This is a genomic window from Thalassospira sp. GO-4, assembly GCF_023588965.1.
GTDB lineage: Bacteria > Pseudomonadota > Alphaproteobacteria > Rhodospirillales > Thalassospiraceae > Thalassospira > Thalassospira povalilytica.
This window is the reverse complement of the sequence record NZ_CP097807.1, coordinates 565,436-583,907: the sequence shown is the minus strand read 5'-3', so window position 1 is coordinate 583,907 and position 18,472 is coordinate 565,436. Positions and strand designations below refer to the sequence as shown.

19 protein-coding genes are annotated in these 18,472 nt (G+C 55.4%); 11 read left to right on the top strand and 8 right to left on the bottom strand.

Going from position 1 to position 18,472, the window contains the following annotated elements; translation table 11 throughout:
* Window positions 1-46: 46 nt before the first annotated feature.
* The 3 genes from M9H61_RS02855 to M9H61_RS02845 all read left to right on the top strand — a co-directional run bounded on the left by M9H61_RS02855 (window position 47) and on the right by M9H61_RS02845 (window position 2,992).
* A complete protein-coding gene (locus tag M9H61_RS02855; RefSeq protein WP_250283281.1) occupies window positions 47-1,066 on the top strand; it encodes an LLM class flavin-dependent oxidoreductase in 1,020 nt (339 codons plus the stop codon).
* A gap of 191 nt (window positions 1,067-1,257) precedes the next feature.
* A complete protein-coding gene (locus tag M9H61_RS02850) occupies window positions 1,258-2,832 on the top strand; it encodes an L-lactate permease (protein WP_101246061.1) in 1,575 nt (524 codons plus the stop codon).
* Between the two features lies 1 nt (window position 2,833).
* A complete protein-coding gene (locus M9H61_RS02845) occupies window positions 2,834-2,992 on the top strand; it encodes a hypothetical protein (RefSeq protein WP_170310148.1) in 159 nt (52 codons plus the stop codon).
* A gap of 51 nt (window positions 2,993-3,043) precedes the next feature.
* Here the strand turns inward: M9H61_RS02845 and M9H61_RS02840 are convergent, their stop codons facing one another.
* Entirely contained in the window at window positions 3,044-3,676 is a 633-nt protein-coding gene (locus M9H61_RS02840; protein WP_068519306.1) for a LysE family translocator, read from the bottom strand.
* Between the two features lie 339 nt (window positions 3,677-4,015).
* On the opposite strand from M9H61_RS02840, the gene M9H61_RS02835 reads away from it, so the two are divergent.
* Complete coding sequence (locus tag M9H61_RS02835) at window positions 4,016-5,677, top strand: inverse autotransporter beta domain-containing protein (RefSeq protein ID WP_250283279.1); 1,662 nt, start codon at window positions 4,016-4,018, stop codon at window positions 5,675-5,677.
* Window positions 5,678-5,749: 72 nt separating this feature from the next.
* Window positions 5,750-6,901, top strand: coding sequence for a PA0069 family radical SAM protein (locus M9H61_RS02830; protein ID WP_250283277.1), 1,152 nt, complete (start codon window positions 5,750-5,752; stop codon window positions 6,899-6,901).
* Window positions 6,902-6,940: 39 nt separating this feature from the next.
* Here M9H61_RS02830 and tyrS read toward each other — a convergent pair whose 3' ends face one another.
* From tyrS to M9H61_RS02815, 3 genes are all read right to left on the bottom strand, one after another.
* Window positions 6,941-8,260, bottom strand: a complete 1,320-nt coding sequence (tyrS, locus tag M9H61_RS02825) for a tyrosine--tRNA ligase (protein ID WP_250283275.1) — start codon at window positions 8,258-8,260, stop codon at window positions 6,941-6,943.
* Window positions 8,261-8,576: 316 nt separating this feature from the next.
* Window positions 8,577-9,113, bottom strand: coding sequence for a hypothetical protein (locus M9H61_RS02820; RefSeq protein ID WP_250283273.1), 537 nt, complete (start codon window positions 9,111-9,113; stop codon window positions 8,577-8,579).
* Window positions 9,114-9,200: 87 nt separating this feature from the next.
* Window positions 9,201-10,040: a DUF4194 domain-containing protein gene (locus M9H61_RS02815; RefSeq protein ID WP_250283271.1), complete on the bottom strand. Its 840-nt coding sequence runs from the start codon at window positions 10,038-10,040 to the stop codon at window positions 9,201-9,203.
* A gap of 271 nt (window positions 10,041-10,311) precedes the next feature.
* Between M9H61_RS02815 and M9H61_RS02810 the strand changes: the two genes are divergently transcribed.
* The 5 genes from M9H61_RS02810 (at window position 10,312) to rpmF (ending at window position 13,631) form a co-directional block, all read left to right on the top strand.
* A complete protein-coding gene (locus M9H61_RS02810; protein ID WP_250283268.1) occupies window positions 10,312-11,022 on the top strand; it encodes an alanyl-tRNA editing protein in 711 nt (236 codons plus the stop codon).
* A gap of 226 nt (window positions 11,023-11,248) precedes the next feature.
* The gene (locus tag M9H61_RS02805; protein WP_250283265.1) at window positions 11,249-12,118 is read left to right on the top strand and encodes a sulfurtransferase; all 870 of its coding nucleotides are present in this window, start codon (window positions 11,249-11,251) and stop codon (window positions 12,116-12,118) included.
* Between the two features lie 78 nt (window positions 12,119-12,196).
* Entirely contained in the window at window positions 12,197-12,727 is a 531-nt protein-coding gene (locus tag M9H61_RS02800) for a GNAT family N-acetyltransferase (RefSeq protein ID WP_114112496.1), read from the top strand.
* Window positions 12,724-13,410, top strand: a complete 687-nt coding sequence (locus M9H61_RS02795) for a GNAT family N-acetyltransferase (RefSeq protein WP_250283262.1) — start codon at window positions 12,724-12,726, stop codon at window positions 13,408-13,410. Before M9H61_RS02800 ends, M9H61_RS02795 begins: the two co-directional genes overlap by 4 nt.
* A 41-nt stretch (window positions 13,411-13,451) precedes the next feature.
* Window positions 13,452-13,631, top strand: a complete 180-nt coding sequence (rpmF, locus tag M9H61_RS02790) for a 50S ribosomal protein L32 (RefSeq protein ID WP_007090029.1) — start codon at window positions 13,452-13,454, stop codon at window positions 13,629-13,631.
* A gap of 196 nt (window positions 13,632-13,827) precedes the next feature.
* On the opposite strand, the gene M9H61_RS02785 is transcribed toward rpmF, so the two are convergent.
* Window positions 13,828-14,784: a threonine/serine dehydratase gene (locus M9H61_RS02785; protein ID WP_250283260.1), complete on the bottom strand. Its 957-nt coding sequence runs from the start codon at window positions 14,782-14,784 to the stop codon at window positions 13,828-13,830.
* Between the two features lie 210 nt (window positions 14,785-14,994).
* On the opposite strand from M9H61_RS02785, the gene metC reads away from it, so the two are divergent.
* Entirely contained in the window at window positions 14,995-16,179 is a 1,185-nt protein-coding gene (gene metC, locus M9H61_RS02780) for a cystathionine beta-lyase (protein ID WP_114112498.1), read from the top strand.
* Between the two features lie 81 nt (window positions 16,180-16,260).
* On the opposite strand, the gene M9H61_RS02775 is transcribed toward metC, so the two are convergent.
* From M9H61_RS02775 to M9H61_RS02765, 3 genes are read right to left on the bottom strand one after another with little or no spacing between them, the layout of a single operon-like run.
* Complete coding sequence (locus M9H61_RS02775) at window positions 16,261-17,058, bottom strand: metal ABC transporter permease (protein ID WP_170310146.1); 798 nt, start codon at window positions 17,056-17,058, stop codon at window positions 16,261-16,263.
* A complete protein-coding gene (gene znuC / locus M9H61_RS02770; RefSeq protein ID WP_101246050.1) occupies window positions 17,055-17,903 on the bottom strand; it encodes a zinc ABC transporter ATP-binding protein ZnuC in 849 nt (282 codons plus the stop codon). The genes M9H61_RS02775 and znuC overlap by 4 nt, the downstream gene beginning before the upstream one ends.
* A complete protein-coding gene (locus M9H61_RS02765) occupies window positions 17,884-18,360 on the bottom strand; it encodes a Fur family transcriptional regulator (protein ID WP_068519296.1) in 477 nt (158 codons plus the stop codon). Before M9H61_RS02765 ends, znuC begins: the two co-directional genes overlap by 20 nt.
* Window positions 18,361-18,472 lie beyond the last annotated feature (112 nt).

Here is an 18,472-nt window from a genome sequence, read left to right as displayed (position 1 = left end):
GGCGCCCCGCAAATGCGATGTCGGCGCCAAACCGAAAGTCTGGCTGATGCTACGATATTCCCTTCTTGATCTTTGCCCGGTGAATGCGGGCGAACATCCCTCTGATGCGCTTCGCAATACACTTGATCTTGCCCAACATGCCGAAAAGCTTGGCTATCATCGCTATTGGCTGGCCGAACATCACAATATGCCCGGTATTGCCAGTGCGGCGACCTCGGTCGTGATGGCCCATGTGGCGGCGGGCACCAAAACCATCCGTGTCGGTTCGGGTGGCGTGATGTTGCCCAACCATGCGCCGCTGGTGATTGCCGAACAATTCGGAACCCTTGATGCGCTGCATCCCGGGCGCATTGATCTTGGCATCGGTCGCGCACCGGGTACCGATCAGCGCACCGCCGCCGCCCTTCGCCGTGACATGCACGGGTCCGAAGAACGCTTTATCCAGGATGTATTACAGGTTCAGGCGTTCCTCGCCCCGCTCGAAGGCAATCCGCCGATCCGCGCCGTTCCGGGCTACGGATCGCAGGTCCCGATGTGGCTTTTGGGAAGCAGCCTGTTTTCGGCTGATCTTGCCGCCCGTCTTGGCCTGCCCTTTGCCTTTGCATCGCATTTTGCGCCTGACATGCTGATGGATGCGCTGTCGCTTTATCGTCACCGGTTCGAGCCAAGCGAACAGCTTGATAAACCCTATGCGATTGCCGCCATGGGATTCTTTGCAGCTGACACCGACGAGGAAGGCGAATATCTGGCGACCTCGATGCAGCAACAATTCCTGAATCTGCGGCGCGGCACGCCAGGCCAGTTGCCCAAACCGGTCAAGGATATGGACGAAATCTGGAACCGGGTTGAAAAGGCAGGTGTTGATCACGCCATGCGTTATGCCGCAATTGGCGGGCGTGACACGGTTCGCAAGAAATTGCGCGAATTTGCCTATATGACCAAGGCCGATGAAATCATGGTTACCGCCAACATCTATGATCAGGCCGCGCGTCAGAAATCCTTTGCCATTGCCGCCGAACTGTTTGGCGAAATGAACGCACAAGGCGACAACAAAGACTGCGCCTGATCACGAATTTACGCAATGCGATCAATCACATCAAAACGCCGGGCTCCTTCCGAACCCGGCGTTTTGATTTCATCATACGAAATACCAGATTTCCACTACTTGCGCTTGCATCATAGCTCGGACAATATGCGCATCCCGTCGACGTCATCGACGGCAGCCCCATTTTTTCAAAAGGTTATGGTGCGCCACCCATGAGCGACTTTTTGTTGGCCGCGTTGCCGATCGCAACCATCCTGTTTCTGATGATCAAGATGAACTGGGGGGCTGCGCGCGCCGGCGCGGCTGCGTGGTTTGTCACCGCCGTCATCGCCGTGTTTTTCTTTGGCGCACCAACCGACATGCTCGTCATCGCCCAGGCCAAGGGCGTGATGCTGGCACTTTATATCCTTTACATCGTCTGGGCGGCCCTGATCCTTTACTTCGCGGCCGAAGAAGCCGGTGCGATCAAAACCATCGGGCGTGCCATCCGCTCCCTGACCGATGATCGACCGCTTCAACTGCTTATTCTCGGCTATGTTTTTGCAAGCTTCCTACAAGGGGTTGCCGGGTTCGGCGTTCCGATTGCCGTGGTTGCACCATTGCTTTTGGGCATGGGCTTTTCGCCGGTGCTGGCGGTTGCTGCCCCCATGATCGGTCACAGCTGGTCGGTGCTGTTTGGCAATATGGCAACATCGTTTGAAGCATTGATTGGTGTGACCGGTATTCCCGGCACCGAACTGACCCATTATTCGGCGATCCTGCTTGGCCTGTCCGGCTTTACTTGCGGGGCGGCCGTCTTGTGGCTTGATGGCGGTTTTCGCACCATTCGCCGGCGGATTGTCCCGCTGGTTCTGATTTCGGGCGTGATGGGCGTCGTGCAATATTGCATGGCCAATTACGGTGTATGGACGCTTGGTGGATTGACCGGCGGGATTGCGGGACTTGTAACATCGATCATCGTCACCCGGTTCTGGAAATCTCATCCCGATGATGTCGCCGAACAGGTCCATGATGATCATGCCCACATGCCATTGATCGAGGCATTGACACCTTATCTGGTCTTTATCGTGCTGGTGACCGTGGCAACCTTTGCACCGGGGGTTGAGGACTTCCTGGGCAAAGTCCGCTTCACCCTTGATTTCCCGGAAACATCGACTTCGCTTGGCTGGGTCATTGGTGCGGAAAGTGCCAAGGCGATTGCCATTTTCGGCCATCCGGGTGCGCTTCTGCTTTATACCGCTGCCATCAGCTTTGCCTTTTTCAAATTGCGCGGTCGCTATGATGACGGGATTGGCAAGCGGATCTGGCAACGTACCCTCAAAAGCGGCCTTCCGACCAGTATTGGCATGGTGCCGGTTATTGGACTTGCCATCATCATGGATCATGCGGGCATGACCTATGCCCTTGCCGAAGGTGGTGCCGCAATCTTTTCCGGTGCCTTTGCCGTCGCCTATCCGGTGATTTCACCGGCAATCGGCGCGCTTGGTGCCTTCATGACCGGCAGCACCAACAATTCCAACGTGGTGTTTGGCATGTTCCAGCGTCATACCGCAGAACTTTCGGGGCTTTCCACGGCCCTGATCCTTGCCGCCCAGGCCACCGGGGCGTCGCTTGGCAGTATGCTGGCACCTTCCAAAATTCTTGTCGGCTGCTCAACCGTCGGCCTATCTGGCAAGGAAGGCCCGGTGTTGTCGGTTGTCCTTAAAACCGGGGTAATCCTGACCGCGCTTTGCGGGTTTATGGCGCTTGGAATTTTGCTGATTACCACCATGAACGGGGGCGCGTGACATGAAACAGAAACTGTTTAACCCGGTCTTTCTGGTTCTGGCATCAATCATTCTTCCGGTTGCCAGCTTCGAGGCAATGGTTATTGGCAGCATCGCTGCCAGCGATATCCTGTTTGCCCTGTTCTGCGCGGTCATGGCCCTGATCATTGTGCGCAAATAACAAACCCGCCGATTGAAAACCGGCGGGTCAGAATGACAACGGCATCCGTTCTTATGGGCGGAATGTCGCCAGCTTCACCCCAAACGCGATGAATACCGCCCCCGTGGTTGCCTTGAGTACCCGCTGAAAACGGCCACTGCCGGCAAAACGGGTCAGTTTGGCCAAAAGCAGAATAATCGCCCCGAACCAGACGGCATTGATCGCCGCATGGACACAGACCAGCATGAAGGCTGCTGAAACCGCCCCTTCACCGGTCGGAATGAATTGCGGAAATGCCGCAAGATAGAAAATCGACACTTTCGGGTTCAGCGCATTGGTCAGGAACCCTTCACCAAACGCCATGATCAGGGTCCGCTTGCGTTTTGCCGGCGTGACAGGCCGCACCGTTTTCACCCCGCGCCAGGCTTCGCGCAGCGCCTTGAACCCGACCCAGCACAGATAGGCCGCCCCAAGCAGTTTGACGATCATGAAAGCCTGTGCCGATTGCACCAGAATGACCGAAATCCCCAATATCGATAAGGTACCGTGAATGTAAAACGCCGTGACAAATCCGGCGACATTGGCAAATCCGGCAGCACGCCCCGATGTCGGAACCGTTTTGGCGACCAGCACCCCGTTGGGCCCGGGTGACATCACAAGCAAAGATGTAACAAGTGCAAAACTTAAAATATGCGTCCAATCCATGGGGTGGCTCCTTGCGTCGCGGTTGCGCGGGGTGGCTTGCGCATCTCGACTATAGCTCCGCCCCGTGTTCCGGCAAGAAAATGATTGTGACCATGACATTTTCCCTGACACCAGCCCCATTGCCGTTCAGGGAAGATGATAACTTTTGGAAAAATGATAAAGAATAGAACTGGCCCCGCCCTGCTGGCAGCATTACGGTTTTTCCGAACAAAAAGTGATTTGGCAGAAAGCCATACACGCCCGGGGCACAATTTTCCCCACGAGCTGACAGACCCCAACGCCTCATCAGTGCATCAGTAAACCGCTGTAGCACATTGAGCTCTGCTGACCAGATTGAACATGCACACCAGCCACATCATTCGCCCCGCATTCCTGTTTGCCGTAACCTTCATTGCATCCTCCGTTGCCCGTGCCGATGCGTTACAAACGGCCGACAAGTGGGGTGGTCACATCGACCTTGAAGGCAAGGCAGGCACCGACCGCAATCTTGGTGAAACAGACCTGTTCATTCCGCTTTGGCAGGACGATGACACCCTGACCTTCACCAGCATTCGTGCCCGCATGGATGACAATAACAGTCACGAAGGAAACTTTGGTCTTGGCATCCGTCAGATGCTTGATACTGGCTGGAACATTGGCGGTTATGGCTATTTTGACCGCCGCCACAGCCCATATGGCAACAAATTCAACCAATTGACCTTCGGCGCTGAGGCCCTGTCACTTGATTGGGATTTTCGCGCCAATGCTTATATCCCGATCGGCACCAAGCAATATATGGAAGACAGCCTGAGCACTGTCGATGTAAGCGGCACAACACTGATGTATCGCCAAGGTGAAGAACGCGCGTTGCGTGGCTTTGACGGCGAAATTGGCTGGCGCATTCCCTTGTTTGAAGATGATGCCGGGCAGCAGCTTCGGGCCTATGCGGGTGGATATCGCTTTACGGAAAACAATGTTGATACCGTGCAGGGACCACGCGGGCGACTGGACCTGACCTTTGACGAGGTCCCCTTCTTGTGGGAAGGATCTCGTTTCTCCCTTGGGGCTGAAATTCAGCATGACAGTCCGCGCGGTACGCAAGGCTTCGCCAGCTTCCGCCTTCGCATCCCGTTACAGGGATTTGGCGACGCACCAAAACCACGTCTGACGGCGATGGAACGCCGCATGACAGATCCGATCATCCGCGACATTGATGTCGTCAGCCAGGCCGGACAGTTTTCAGATGCAAGCGAAATCACCCAAACAGCGGACGGAGAAACGATCACAGTTCTGAACAGCAACTCGACATCGGCGGCGAACTTTGCCACTGACATTGCCAATGCAGGTGCCAATTCAACCGTGATCCTGAGCGGCAATTACACCGCGATCAATTCCGTCACAACGGTTCAGAATGGACAAACAATTGTCGGGGGTGGCGCACTCGACATCAAAACCCCGACAGGACGATCGGTTACGGTCACCATTCCGGATGCATCAATCTCAGGCAGCGGCAGCAATGGCGGCGCCGGTGGTGGAGCACGTTTCTTTAACATGGCCGATAACAGCAGCCTGATTGGTGTAACCGCGAACGTTAACACAACCGGGTCAGCATACATCGTCCACATCGAAGGAAAGCAGAATGTTACTATTCGGAACAACAATCTGACAGCGCAGAACGACAACTCAACCGCAGGCGCTATCATAATCAGAGACAGCCAGGATGTGACCATCAAGAATAATGTTTCATCCGTTACCTCCGATGGAAATGGTGCCCGGTTCCTGGCGATTATCGGCAACAATTCCAACATCAGCATTGATGACAACGAGCTTTCCGTAACAGGATCAGGCTTCAACAAGCGATTTGTGTTCTTCGCCAACTCATCAACCATAAACAACCTGTCAGGGACAGGTAACACCACCAACAATATCAACCCATGTGGTGACGGCGGCGGAACCCTTCCCACCGTTACCGGCACAGTCACGGTAGACGGCACCGCGGTAGACGGCACCGCTTGTCCATAACTTGATACAGTCCAAATCTGGACATATCGGCTTTGGCTTGAATGTTCCTCTTTTGTTCTTTATTGTGTCCACATGAAGAGCAACATCGCCCATACCCCGGATCAGCCTCCTACCGCCATTTTTGATGATGGATGGTCAACGGCTGCAAGTGATCTGACCGTCCGTAGACAAAAAGGGCGTGGTGCGGTGTCCAATATTGACGGGCGCTTTGAACGCCATGTCCATCAAGCAGTTGATGACGGATGGCTGGGTGAGTTGATGGAAGATACGCCACCGCGCATCAAAACCACCCTTGGCATTGATGGTGCGCGTTCTGTCATCACCCGCAATCAAAGCCCTGATGTCCCCTTTGACCGGTCCATCAATCCCTATCGCGGATGTGAACATGGCTGCATCTATTGCTTTGCTCGGCCGACACATGCCTATCTCGGCTTGTCACCGGGACTTGATTTTGAAACGCGTCTGTTCTGGAAACCCGATGCACCGGCCCTTTTGCGCAAACAACTCTCAAGCAAGGCCTACCACCCTGCTCCGATCGTGATCGGCACCAGCACCGATCCCTATCAGCCGGTCGACCGTGACAAGAAACTGACCCGCGACATCATCAAGGTTCTGGCCGATTGCCAGCATCCCTTTTCGATCATTACCAAAAGTGCGCTGGTGACCCGTGACATTGATCTGATTGCCCCGATGGCGGCCTTTAACCGTGCGTCGGTCGCGGTATCGGTCACAAGCCTTGATCACCGGCTGTCCAATTTGCTGGAACCGCGTGCATCGGCCCCGCATCGCCGGCTTGAGGCCATCCGAAAGCTTTCGGATGCGGGTATCCCCGTCACCGTTCTGGCCGCCCCGATCATTCCCGGGCTTAATGATATGGAAATCGAAAAAATCGCCGCGGCCTGTGCCGATGCAGGCGCATCATCAATCAGCCATATCGTCCTGCGCCTGCCGCTTGAAATCGCCGATCTGTTTGAAGAATGGCTGAGTGCCCATTACCCGAACCGCAAGGACAAGGTCATGTCACTGATCCGCCAGATGCGCGGCGGCGAGCGATATCAGTCGGAATTTGGCAATCGGATGCGCGGCACCGGTCCGGTCGCGGATCTGATTGCCCATCGATTTGCCCTGGCCCGCAAGAAATATGGACTTACCGGCCGGTCGCTCGACCTTGATTGCAGCGGCTTCAAACGTCCCAGTGCAGACGGGCAGATGTCGCTGTTCTGACACCTGCCCAGGATATATCGCACTTTCATGGCAAGACCATCATCCGACCCGTTTGATTGCAGCATGGCGTTTCTTGCCAACGGAAAGCTGCAACAGTTCCCAATCATCAAACGCGTAATTAAGGACATGATGTTCAGGGTCGGTGATTTGCTTGTCATCAATCCGCACGGCCCCGCCTTCGACCAGACGGCGGGCTTCGCTGTTGGTTTTGGCGAAACCGGCCATAACGATCAGGGCCAAGATCCCGATGCCGTCCTTAAGCGCATGGGCGGTGAATTCCAGCGTCGGCAGGCCGTTAAGATCGCCATTCGCACCAAACACCCCGTTGGCGGCGGATTTCACGGCTTCGAGTTCAAATTCGCCATGGGCCAGACGGGTCGCCTCATCGGCCAGAACAATCTTGGCTTCGTTGATTGCTGCGCCTGAAAGCTGTTCAAGCTGTTCGATATCAAGCAATGGCAGATCGGTGAACAGCCGCAGGAAACGACCAACATCCCCATCCTCGCAATTGCGCCAGAACTGCCAGTAGTCAAAGGCACTCAACCGATCGGCATTCAGCCACACGGCCCCGGCGGCAGTTTTGCCCATCTTTACACCTGATGCAGTGGTCAGAAGCGGTGCGGTCATGCCAAACACCTCATTGCCATCAACCCGACGCACCAGATCAACACCATTGATGATATTGGCCCACTGATCACCGCCACCCATCTGGGCACGGCACCCGAAACGACGCGACAGTTCAAGGAAATCGAACGCCTGCAAAATCATGTAGTTGAATTCAAGGAAGCTGAGGCTTTCCTGCCGTTCGAGCCTTGATTTCACCGAGTCAAAGGACAGCATCCGGTTGACCGAGAAATGCCGCCCGATATCACGCAAAAGGTCCACGTAGCCAAGCTGATCAAGCCAGTCGGCATTATTGACCAGAACCGCATCGCTCGGACCGTCCCCGAAACGCAGGAACCGTCCAAACACCTTGCGAATGCCATTGATGTTTGCCGCGATCTGTTCGTCGGTCAGGATCGGGCGTGCTTCGGACCGGAAACTGGGATCGCCGATGCGGGTCGTACCACCACCCACCAGCACAATCGGTTTGTGACCGTGGCGCTGCAACCAGCGCAATGTCATGATCGGCAACAGGTGCCCGACATGCAGGCTATCCGCCGTGGCATCAAATCCGATATAGACCGGAACGGCTTCTTCCCCGGCAAGAACACGGTCAAGCCCGGCAAAGGACGTGCATTGATGGATGAAACCACGCGCATGCAGGGCCAATAACGCCTCGGACGCAAAACCGTTCTGGGTTACCTCGCTGGCATTTTGCGGCGAAGCTGGTTGGTCAACAGGTTGGGATATCGTCATTTCGGTTTTCCTTGATGGTGGGGCCACCTCGGGCAAACCGGTTTATGGAAAAAACAAAGGCCGCCCTGGGGCAGCCGGTCTTGGTTTTATAAAAACACGTCAACAGGCGCCGCACTATGTGTGCAGCGGATAATACGAGTTGAACTGTGCAAATACGTTTTCCATGCCCAAATGCATATGGCGCAAATCCGGATCGGTCAAGCGTGTTTTGCGAAACGCCCCGAAACAGAAACACCCGCCAAAAAATGGCGGGTGCGTTATTATCTGATGAAACCGGCGGACTGTCTGTGCCGCCAGCCTTAGCTGACAACCAGTCTTAGCTCACAACGCGATAGCGCGCATGCAGGGCCGGATTGTTGTTCATCATGGTTGCACTGATCATCGGTTTGCGTGCGACGTCGTCCGACTTTTCGGCGGCCTGAACTGCGCTCAGATCATCCTGGCTGAGATTTCCATTTTCCGGCAGCGCCAGATCACGTGCGGTTTCAAAGAAGCGCAGACCGCGCTTTTCCATGACATAAAGGGTCTCACCACCCCACTCCCCGGTCCAGACAAGGCCAGAAAGGCCTTCCATTTCCTTTTCAATCCGGGCCGGTGAAATCGGCATCCCAAGGCAGGTGGTCAACAGAAATGAAAGTTCGGCCGCCGTCACCCCGTCTTCACAGCATTCTTCGGCCAGAACCGACATGACCGCCATGGTCACAACCCGAAGCGACACCTTGCTGGTTTCCAGACCCGGGAAACGGTTTTGCTGAAGTTCGACAATGTCGTTGGCAATCCGGTCAACATCCCCGCGGATAACATATCGCCCGCGCCAGACACGACAGCTTGTTCTGACTTCCCATTCACGCATTGCTGGTCCCACCCGTTTTTATCTGTCCCAATGCAAAAACGATACATCACCCATACATATAGTCAATACATTTATCGACATTTTGTATCATTTTCGACATTCCGTTTGAAACCACTGATATCCAGCCTTCGAGACAGCAAAACCGTCGTCACCTTCCACCGGATCAAGGTAGCCACGCGTCACAGCAACATGAAAATCGCGACTGAAATTTCGCGGCATGCGAAGATGTTCCTGACGCCGCAAGACACGACGAATATCATCGCGCGTCACAATGGCCCGTCCTTCGCGATAATGCAGCCAGATCGCCGCAATCAGAATGGTTTCGGCAAAACCGCGCGGTTGCAGACGCCCGACCAGACCCCCCAGCGCCCCCATGAAACTGGTAATGAATGCACCGGGATCAATATCCATCGACGCCACAAGCCTGTAACCGGCATCAAACCGACCAGGCTGCTGGTGATCACCATACTCGTCCACCCCAACCGATGCCGGATCAGCAGCACGGGAACCAGATGCCCCGTTCGTTCCGGCCGGGAATGCACCATCAGCAAAGGATGCGCCATCAGAACCGGCAGGAATACCGTCGTACCGCGCATTGCCGGAATGAGCCAAAGCCGCCCCCGGAACGGATACCAGCACGGATGCCGCAGCGGCCCCCGACGCGGATCCAGGAACAGCAGCAGCCCTCGAAGCCGCCCCTGCCCGGGCTGCCGGTGGGGTTGCCATTGAGGTTGCCATTGAACCCGGCGCAGTCATCCCCTGCGCCGCCGCGGGCATCCCGGGTACGGTCGACGCCATTGCCGGTGCCGGCTGCCCGAACAGGGCCGCCATGACCACAGGCAACCGTGCAGGCGGAATCGCACATTCAAGATCCACCGGTCCGAAATCGCCCTCGCCCGTAAGTTTGACGTGAATTATTGCTGCCAAGGTTGCTGCCACTCCTGATTTACCCAACCAGATATCATACAAAATGTACAAATTGCAACCTTTGATCTTTATTTTGCGTATCAATAACTACATTCCGAAAAATCCGATCTGGCAAATTTGATCTCGACAACACCCCCGCCGATTGCCCACCATGCCAAAATGTCGACCGGCACAGCCTGGTGCGATTTTTCCATGTGCGATCTCGTGCATGAAATTGCCCCGGCCCCTACGCAGATCGGCTCAGAAACGCCACCACCAGGGGATCGAGACCATGACACGCCTTTTGTTTCGCGAAGATGCCTATGCCAGAAGTTGTGATGCCACCATCCAAAGCATTTCAGATCGCGGTATCGAACTTGATCAGACCGTTTTCTATGCCACCGCAGGCGGCCAGACCGGCGATATCGGCACCTTGAAAACCGCATCGGGTGATGTTCTTCCGGTCGTTACCACCGTCAAGGACCGCGAAACCGGTCGCATCCTGCACATCATCGATGAAAACCATCCGCTTCCGGGCGTTGGTGACGCCGTCACAGCCGAACTTGATTGGGATCACCGCCATAAACTGATGCGCTTTCACACCTGCCTGCATCTTTTATGTGCCGTGATTGAAGGCGACGTTACGGGTGGCAATATCGCCGCACATAAGGCACGCCTTGATTTCAATCTGCCTGACAGCGCACTCGACAAGGATGAAATCACCGAAAAGCTGAACGAACTGATTGCCTGCGATGCCGATGTCTATGACGGTGAAATCAGTGTGGCCGAACTTAAAGCCAACCCGGAACTTGTCCGCACCATGTCGGTTCAACCACCCATGGATGGCAATTCGATCCGTACTGTTACGATCGAAGGCATCGATTTTCAGCCCTGTGGCGGCACCCATGTGCGCAAAACCGGCGAAATCGGCCCGGTTTCTGTGGCAAAGATCGAAAAGAAAGGCCGCCAGAACCGCCGGATCAACATCGTGTTCGCCAGCTGACATCAACAATATCGGGTCATTGCGCGCATCAGGGCAACAGTTTGGCGAAAATCACGCCAAGGCGCAGGACTGCCGGTTGCCAGTTGCCATTACTGCCATTACAAATTTGCCATTAGAATTTTAACGACAAGAAGTCACAAAAGACCATCAGGACCCCATAACATAATGATCCCGGGACCAACCGGGATCGTGCAATACCCACCACATTGCCAACCGGAGCTTGTCCATGAATAACCCACTTTCCGCCCATGTGGCTGACGCCCTGGTTTCCACCCAGTGGCTGGCGGATCACCTCGACGCACCAGATGTGCGCGTCGTGGATGCAAGCTGGTACATGCCAGCCGACAATAAAAATGCCCGCGAAATTTATGACGCCCGGCACATTCCAGGCGCTGTCTTTTTTGATATTGATGAAATTGCCGCTGACGACAGTGCACCACTGCCGCACATGATGCCTGATGCCATCAAGTTTTCGGCCAAGGTCCGCAAACTTGGCCTTGGCGACGGGGTGCGGATCGTTGTTTACGGTCAGACCGGTTCTGCCCTTGCTGCTTGTCGGGCCTGGTGGATGCTGCGTCACTTTGGCCATAATGACGTGGTTGTTCTGGATGGCGGCCTGCCGAAATGGCTGGCTGAAGGCCATCCCGTGACCGATGCACCGACCCCGCCGCGTGAACGTCATTTTACCGCACGCGCCAACAGCTTCCTGTTGCGTGAAATTGATCAGGTGATGTCAAACGTCACGACAAAGCGTGAACAGCTTGTCGATGCCCGTGCGGGCGAACGGTTCCGCGGCGAAGTTGCCGACCCGTGGGGCAAGTCGGGCCATGTTCCGGGCTCCTTCAACCTGCCCTTCAATGTGCTGTTGAATGCGGATGGCACCTTTAAGGAGGCCGCCGAAATCCGCGCTGCCTTCGAAGATGCCGGTGTTGATCTGGAAAAGCCGATCGTTACCACCTGCGGATCGGGTGTCACCGCCTGCGTTCTTGCCATGGGTGCCTATATTGCCGCCAACAAACAGGTCGCGGTTTTTGACGGCTCCTGGGCGCAATGGGCCACCACCGAAGACAGCCCGGTTGCCACCGGCCCTGCATGATTACGGCCCGGTCAAACCCGACCAGTCGGGTTGATCACATATTTAAAGTATCGAGATTTAAAGCATCGAGAGTTTGACATGCCTGCTGCGTCACAATTTGGTTCCGGTTTTCCTGACCCCGGTCAGAAAACACCCGGTGACGAAGCAGGCATCATTCTTGAGCAGCTTAAATCCCCGACCCGCGACGATATCGCCGCAATCACCACATTGTGGATTGCAACCGGCCTGATCCCCGCCATTCGCGACGCCAGGCAGGATATCGAGAATTGCATCAATGCCGATCATGGCAGCCTAATCATCGCCCGCCACCCGACAAACCGCCAGATCATCGCCACCATGATGACCGGTCATGATGAATTTCATGGCTGGATCCATTATCTGGCCATTGCAGCGGATGCGCAGAATCTTGGCATCGGCCGCGAACTTGTCACCCTGGCCGAAGATATCCTGCGCGCCAGCGGCCTGTCAGAAGTCCGCGTCACCATCGAAAATGCCACAGCGGGTGATTTTTACGCCAAACTCGGCTATGACTGGCATGACAACGCCACCCGTCCGGAAACAACGGACAACAGTCAAAACATGATCATGCGCAAGAGTTTAGACCAATGACCCCATCCAATCCGCGCAAGCTGGAAGTTGTTGTAAGCTTCCTTGAAATGCAAAGCCCGCCTGACCGCCCGCCGGCAATTATCCCACCGGGCAAGGTCGCGGTCATCCGAGCCGAAGACCCCACATTGTCATTTTACCGCTACCTTTATAATACGGTCGGTGAACCGTGGTTGTGGTGGCAACGCCGCCTGATGAGCGATGATGAACTGGCCCCGATCCTGGCAAGCCCGCATACCCATGTGTATGTGCTGTATGTTGCCGGTGTGCCGGCCGGCTATTGCGAGCTTGATCTGACCGGCCTTGAAAATGACGGGGTCATTGACCTGCATTATATGGGCCTGATCCCGGAATTCATTGGCAAGGGGTATGGCAAATACCTGCTGGACTGGGCGATTGACACGGCCTGGAGCCTCAAACCATCGCGGATTACCGTAAATACCTGCACACTTGATCATCCAAGTGCATTGGGGGCTTACCAAAAGGCAGGCTTTGTTGTATACGACCAGCGAACGGATATTGTTGACGATCCGCGCGATGTCGGGCTGATCCCGCATATTGATCATCATGTTGATCGTGATGGCCAATCTGGTGGTGACGCGCCTGATACCGGAAGTGGGCCGGAAAATGCAAATAATGCAGATTCTGGAACTTTGGTCGTTGACTTTCCCGACCGCGCAAGGTAACAAGCGCGCCTGAGTTTACCCAAGCCAGAGGATGATGACCCATGGCAGTGCCAAAGAAAAAAGTGACCAAGTCCCGTCAGGGCATGCGTCGCTCGCATGACAAGCTCGCCAAGGGCTCGTACCGCGAAGACAAAGAGACCGGCGAACTGCATCGCCCGCACCACATTGACCCGAACACCGGTATGTACCGTGGTCGTCAGGTGGTCGAGCCGAAGATGTAATTCCGTCCTGGAGAGCTCTTGCTCTTTGGCGGTTTGCGACGCTACAAAATTCCGCGCCTTCTGATTTCAGATGGCGTCTGGTTTAAAAAGGGATGAAGCCCAACGGTTTCATCCCTTTTTATTTGCCCAACACACAAACAAAAACGGGCAAGGATACACCCTGCCCGCCGCATGATCTGCATATGGCGATTTCGCCCTATTTGATGCCGTCGGTTCCGGTGCCACAGATGATCACACCAACCCGGCCCGGATCATCCACCCCCAAACGGTCCGTCATGATCGCGGCAATCCCGGCAGCAGCCGAAAGTTCGACTGCGATCCCCAAATCCTTCCAAAGCCAGCTTGCCGCCTTTTGCATTTCCTCGTCACTGACAAGGGCGATGCGATCGACATTCTTGCCAATCAGGTCGATATTCAATGCCGATGACTGACGCGGTGCCAGACTGGTGGCCGCCGTGTTCACGCTTGGCAAGGTCACGACTTCGTTGGCCTTGATGCTTTCAAACAGGGTGGCAGCCCCGGTGGGTTCCACCCCGATCACCCGGATCGATGGCCGCAACAGACGCGCCGCTGTTGCCACACCGGAAATCAGTCCGCCGCCACCAATTGCGACAACTAGCGTATCAAGATCAGGTTGCTGCTCAAGAAGCTCCAGCGCGATGGTGCCCTGCCCAGCAATCACTTTGGGATCAGCAAAGGGATGGATATAGGCCATGCCGCTTTCACGCGCATGGTCCATTGCGGCCCGGTTGGCGTCATCCCAGACCGCCCCGATCAGGGCAACATCAACGCCCTGTGCACGCAGCTTTTCGACTTTCGGCTTCGGGGTATTGGTTGGCAAAAAGATTTTGACCGGCACACCAAGGGTCCGCGCCGCATGGATCACCCCCATGCCATGATTGCCGCCCGATGCTGTGCAAAGCCCGACCGATCTTTTTTCGGCATCAAGGGCGAGTGCCGCATTCATGGCGCCACGTGCCTTGAAAGAACCGGTGACCTGCATGTTTTCAAGCTTCAGGAACAGCTCCGGCATGTGTTTCACACCGCCAAAAGCCGTATTGTCGGCAAAACTTCCGGCCGCGAAAACCGGCGTCAAGCGCATATGGTCTGAAATTGCGCGGCGCGCAGCACAGAAATCCTGAAGATCGATCACGGGGCCCCCATTTGAAATCGTTATTTGATGCCCCGGCAGAAGGATTTCCCGAACAAGGCATTTGACAGAAATAACCCGGATCACTGATTTCACAATGACTTTTGCGCAAAAATCCTTGAAGGACGCCCGCCAAGATGGTTTGTCTTAACCCTAATAAAGCGGCATGAAACGACCATGTGCCAGACAGACGATCAAGGAGATGCACCACCAATGTCCGCCAAAAGCCCCAAAAAAACGGCAACCCGACTGGTTCACGCCGGACGCCGGTCCAGTCAGTATCACGGCGTGGTCAACCCGCCCGTATTGCACGCATCGACTATCCTGTTTGACAGCCTTGCCGAACTGGAAAAGGCAGGTGCGTCGGCACCGGGCAAAGTCACCTATGGCCGTCACGGCACCCCGACCCGCTTCCTGCTCGAAGAGGCGGTTGCCGAACTCGAAGGCGGCTTTGGCACGCTTTGTGTGTCATCGGGTGTTGCAGCCATCACCAATTCGATTTTGGCCTTTGTCAAACCGGGCGATCATATTCTGGTCACTGACAGCACCTATTATCCGACTCGCAATCTGTGCAACACCTTCCTTAAGAAGTTCGGGGTTGAAACCGAATATTATGATCCAACCATCGGGGCGGATATTGCCGGTCTGATCCGCGACAATACCGCGCTTGTCTGGTGTGAAAGCCCCGGCTCCCTGACTTTCGAGATGCAGGACATTCCGGCAATTGCCGATGCCGCCCATGCGCGCGGCGTCAAGGTGCTGCTTGATAACACCTGGGCGTCTCCGATCCTGTGCCGTCCGTTTGAACTGGGGGTCGATGTTTCGGTTCAGGCCGGCACCAAATATATCGTCGGTCATTCGGATGTCATGATGGGCACCATTACGACCGCCACCGAAGAAGACCTTCTGACCATCAAAAAACAGATCATCATTTCCGGTGACGCGATTGGCCCTGATGACTGCTATCTGGCACAGCGCGGTCTTCGCACCCTTGGGGTGCGCATGAAACAGCATCATCAAAGCGGCCTTAAAGTCGCCAACTGGTTGCAGTCACGCCCCGAAGTCAAACGCGTTCTGCACCCAGCCCTGCCCGATGATCCGGGCCATGCCATCTGGAAACGTGATTTTTCAGGTGCCTGCGGCCTGTTTTCCTTTGTGATGAAACCGGTTTCCAAGCCGCAACTGGCCAATATGGTCGATCATATGGAACTGTTTGGCATGGGCTTTAGCTGGGGCGGATTTGAAAGCCTGATCCTGCCATCGGACCCGACCAAAATCCGCACCGCCACCAAATGGGACGAAGACGGCCAGCTCATCCGCCTTCATATCGGCCTGGAAGATCCTGATGATCTGATTGCCGATCTTGAAGCCGGGTTCGAACGCTTGAAATCCGCCTGAAGCAAGTTTGCCCCAAACAACAAACGGCGCGGTAACTTCCGCGCCGTTTTCTTTAAAACCAATTCTGTCGGGTATGGCATTTCAGGAACGCCGCAACCCCATCATCACGATTGAACTGATCACAAACAAACCTGCCGCTGAAATAACGATGCTGGGCCCCGCTGGCGTATCCACATGCCATGACATGGCAATCCCCGCCAGAACCGCACCCGTACCAAACAATGCCGCACCAATCGCCATCTGTTCGGGGGTTCTGGCAAAGAACCGCGCACTGGCGGCCGGTACAATCAGAAGGGCCGTGATCAGCAACACCCCGACAATCTTGATCGCAAGACCGATCACAAGCGCCATCAGCAACATGAAAATCAGGCGCAGCCGTTCGACCGGAATGCTTTCGGCCGCGGCAATTTCGGGACTGACTGTCAATGCCAGCAACGGCCGCCACATCCAGATCAGACCGGCAATGGCAAATGCCCCGCCACCGGCCATAAGCCAGATATCGCCCATGGTAATGGCAAGGATATCGCCAAACAGATAGGCCATGATATCGACCGCAACACCCTGGACAAAGGCCAGCGCCACCATGCCCAGCGCCAATGTCGAATGGGCCAGCATCCCCAGAACCGTGTCACTACCGATCTTTGATTGCCGCTGCCCATAGGCCAGAAGCAGTGCACTGGCAAGACAGGTGGCAATCATGCCAAGCCGCACATCCACCCCGATCAGAAGGCCAAGCGCAACCCCGAGCAACGCCGAATGGGCCAGCATATCGCCAAAGAACGCCATGCGCCGCCAGACGATAAACGCCCCGAACGGACCGCAAACACAAGCCAGAAGAACCCCGCCAACAATGGCCCGCAAAAGGAAATCATCGATCATTTTGCTGTGTCTGCCTCTTTGTGCGCATGTGCATCGCCATGATGGTGGTGGTGTCGATGGTCGTCGTGATGGTGATGGGAATGGTCATGCGAATGATCATGCCCGCATCCCCCAACAACATGCCCGGAAAGGTCATGTTCATGATCATGTTCGTGGGTATAGATACCGATTGCATCGGCTTCACGCACACCAAACAGCGACCGGTATTCCGGATGCTGGCGCACAGTTTCGGGCTGCCCCGAACAACAGACATGACGATTAAAACAGACCACCTGATCGGTCTTGGCCATCACCAGATGCAAATCATGCGAAATCATCAGAACCGCGCAATCAAGTTCACGGCGGATTTCATCAATCAGACGATACAAATCGGCCTGCCCGCTGACATCGACGCCCTGCGTCGGTTCATCAAGTACCAGCAATTCAGGACGCAGCAAAAGGGTGCGCGCCAGCATCACGCGCTGCGCCTCGCCACCGGAAAGGCTGCTCATTTGGGCATCAATCACATGGGTTGCACCAACTTGCGCCAGGACCTGTTCACAATCTGAACGGCTTGCCGACCGTGTCAGGGTCAGGAAACGCTTCACTGTCAGCGGCAAAACCTGATCAATTGCAAGCTTCTGGGGAACATAGCCCACCCGAAGGCCCGGTTTGCGGATGACATCACCGCTATCGGGCTTTTGCAAGCCCAGCAATGTCTTGACCAATGTCGATTTGCCCGCACCATTTGGCCCGATCAGGGTAATGATTTCGCCTGCGCGGATGGAGATTGATACCTGATCGAGAACCCGCTCGCCCCCGAATGACAGGGTAAGCCCCCGCCCCTCAATGAGTGGCGCAGTCATGGCACAGCCCCTTGATCTCGACCGTGGTTGCTTCGATGGTGAACCCGACACCACGTGCGGCCTTGCGCACGGCGTTGCTCATGTCTTCATTCACGGCCTCGGCAACACGGCCACAATCGGTACAGATGAAATACTGCCCCAGATGTTCACAATCGGGCCGGTCACAGCCGAAATAGGCATTAAGCGATTCAATCCGATGCACCAGACCAAGTTCAGTCAGGAATTCCAGCGCCCGATAAACCGTTGGCGGCTGCACGCGCTGCCCTTCGGCAGTCAGCGCATCAAGCAGTTCATAAGCCGTCACTGCCTTGTGCGATTGCCAGATCAGGGTAAAGACCTTGCGGCGCATATCGGTAAAGCGTGCATTTTCCGCATCACAGACTTTTTCGGCCTGCGCAAGTGCGCTATGCACACATCTGTCGTGATCGTGGCCCTTTTTCGGGAAAAGATCGCTCATATCTGGATATCTCGTCTCGCTGGCTGAACGCTTTTGATCCAATTGATTTCCCAAAAGCGCCAAAAAGCCATGGCATCTGATGAAATGTTATAATATATCATTTTCTGACGTG

Coding starts and splice junctions, on each gene's coding strand:
- M9H61_RS02855 (WP_250283281.1), top strand. CDS start 47: ATGCTACGATATTCCCTTCTTGATCTTTGCCCGGTGAATGCGGGCGAA.
- M9H61_RS02850 (WP_101246061.1), top strand. CDS start 1,258: ATGAGCGACTTTTTGTTGGCCGCGTTGCCGATCGCAACCATCCTGTTT.
- M9H61_RS02845 (WP_170310148.1), top strand. CDS start 2,834: ATGAAACAGAAACTGTTTAACCCGGTCTTTCTGGTTCTGGCATCAATC.
- M9H61_RS02840 (WP_068519306.1), bottom strand. CDS start 3,676: ATGGATTGGACGCATATTTTAAGTTTTGCACTTGTTACATCTTTGCTT.
- M9H61_RS02835 (WP_250283279.1), top strand. CDS start 4,016: ATGCACACCAGCCACATCATTCGCCCCGCATTCCTGTTTGCCGTAACC.
- M9H61_RS02830 (WP_250283277.1), top strand. CDS start 5,750: ATGAAGAGCAACATCGCCCATACCCCGGATCAGCCTCCTACCGCCATT.
- tyrS (WP_250283275.1), bottom strand. CDS start 8,260: ATGACGATATCCCAACCTGTTGACCAACCAGCTTCGCCGCAAAATGCC.
- M9H61_RS02820 (WP_250283273.1), bottom strand. CDS start 9,113: ATGCGTGAATGGGAAGTCAGAACAAGCTGTCGTGTCTGGCGCGGGCGA.
- M9H61_RS02810 (WP_250283268.1), top strand. CDS start 10,312: ATGACACGCCTTTTGTTTCGCGAAGATGCCTATGCCAGAAGTTGTGAT.
- M9H61_RS02805 (WP_250283265.1), top strand. CDS start 11,249: ATGAATAACCCACTTTCCGCCCATGTGGCTGACGCCCTGGTTTCCACC.
- M9H61_RS02800 (WP_114112496.1), top strand. CDS start 12,197: ATGCCTGCTGCGTCACAATTTGGTTCCGGTTTTCCTGACCCCGGTCAG.
- M9H61_RS02795 (WP_250283262.1), top strand. CDS start 12,724: ATGACCCCATCCAATCCGCGCAAGCTGGAAGTTGTTGTAAGCTTCCTT.
- rpmF (WP_007090029.1), top strand. CDS start 13,452: ATGGCAGTGCCAAAGAAAAAAGTGACCAAGTCCCGTCAGGGCATGCGT.
- metC (WP_114112498.1), top strand. CDS start 14,995: ATGTCCGCCAAAAGCCCCAAAAAAACGGCAACCCGACTGGTTCACGCC.
- M9H61_RS02775 (WP_170310146.1), bottom strand. CDS start 17,058: ATGATCGATGATTTCCTTTTGCGGGCCATTGTTGGCGGGGTTCTTCTG.
- znuC (WP_101246050.1), bottom strand. CDS start 17,903: ATGACTGCGCCACTCATTGAGGGGCGGGGGCTTACCCTGTCATTCGGG.
- M9H61_RS02765 (WP_068519296.1), bottom strand. CDS start 18,360: ATGAGCGATCTTTTCCCGAAAAAGGGCCACGATCACGACAGATGTGTG.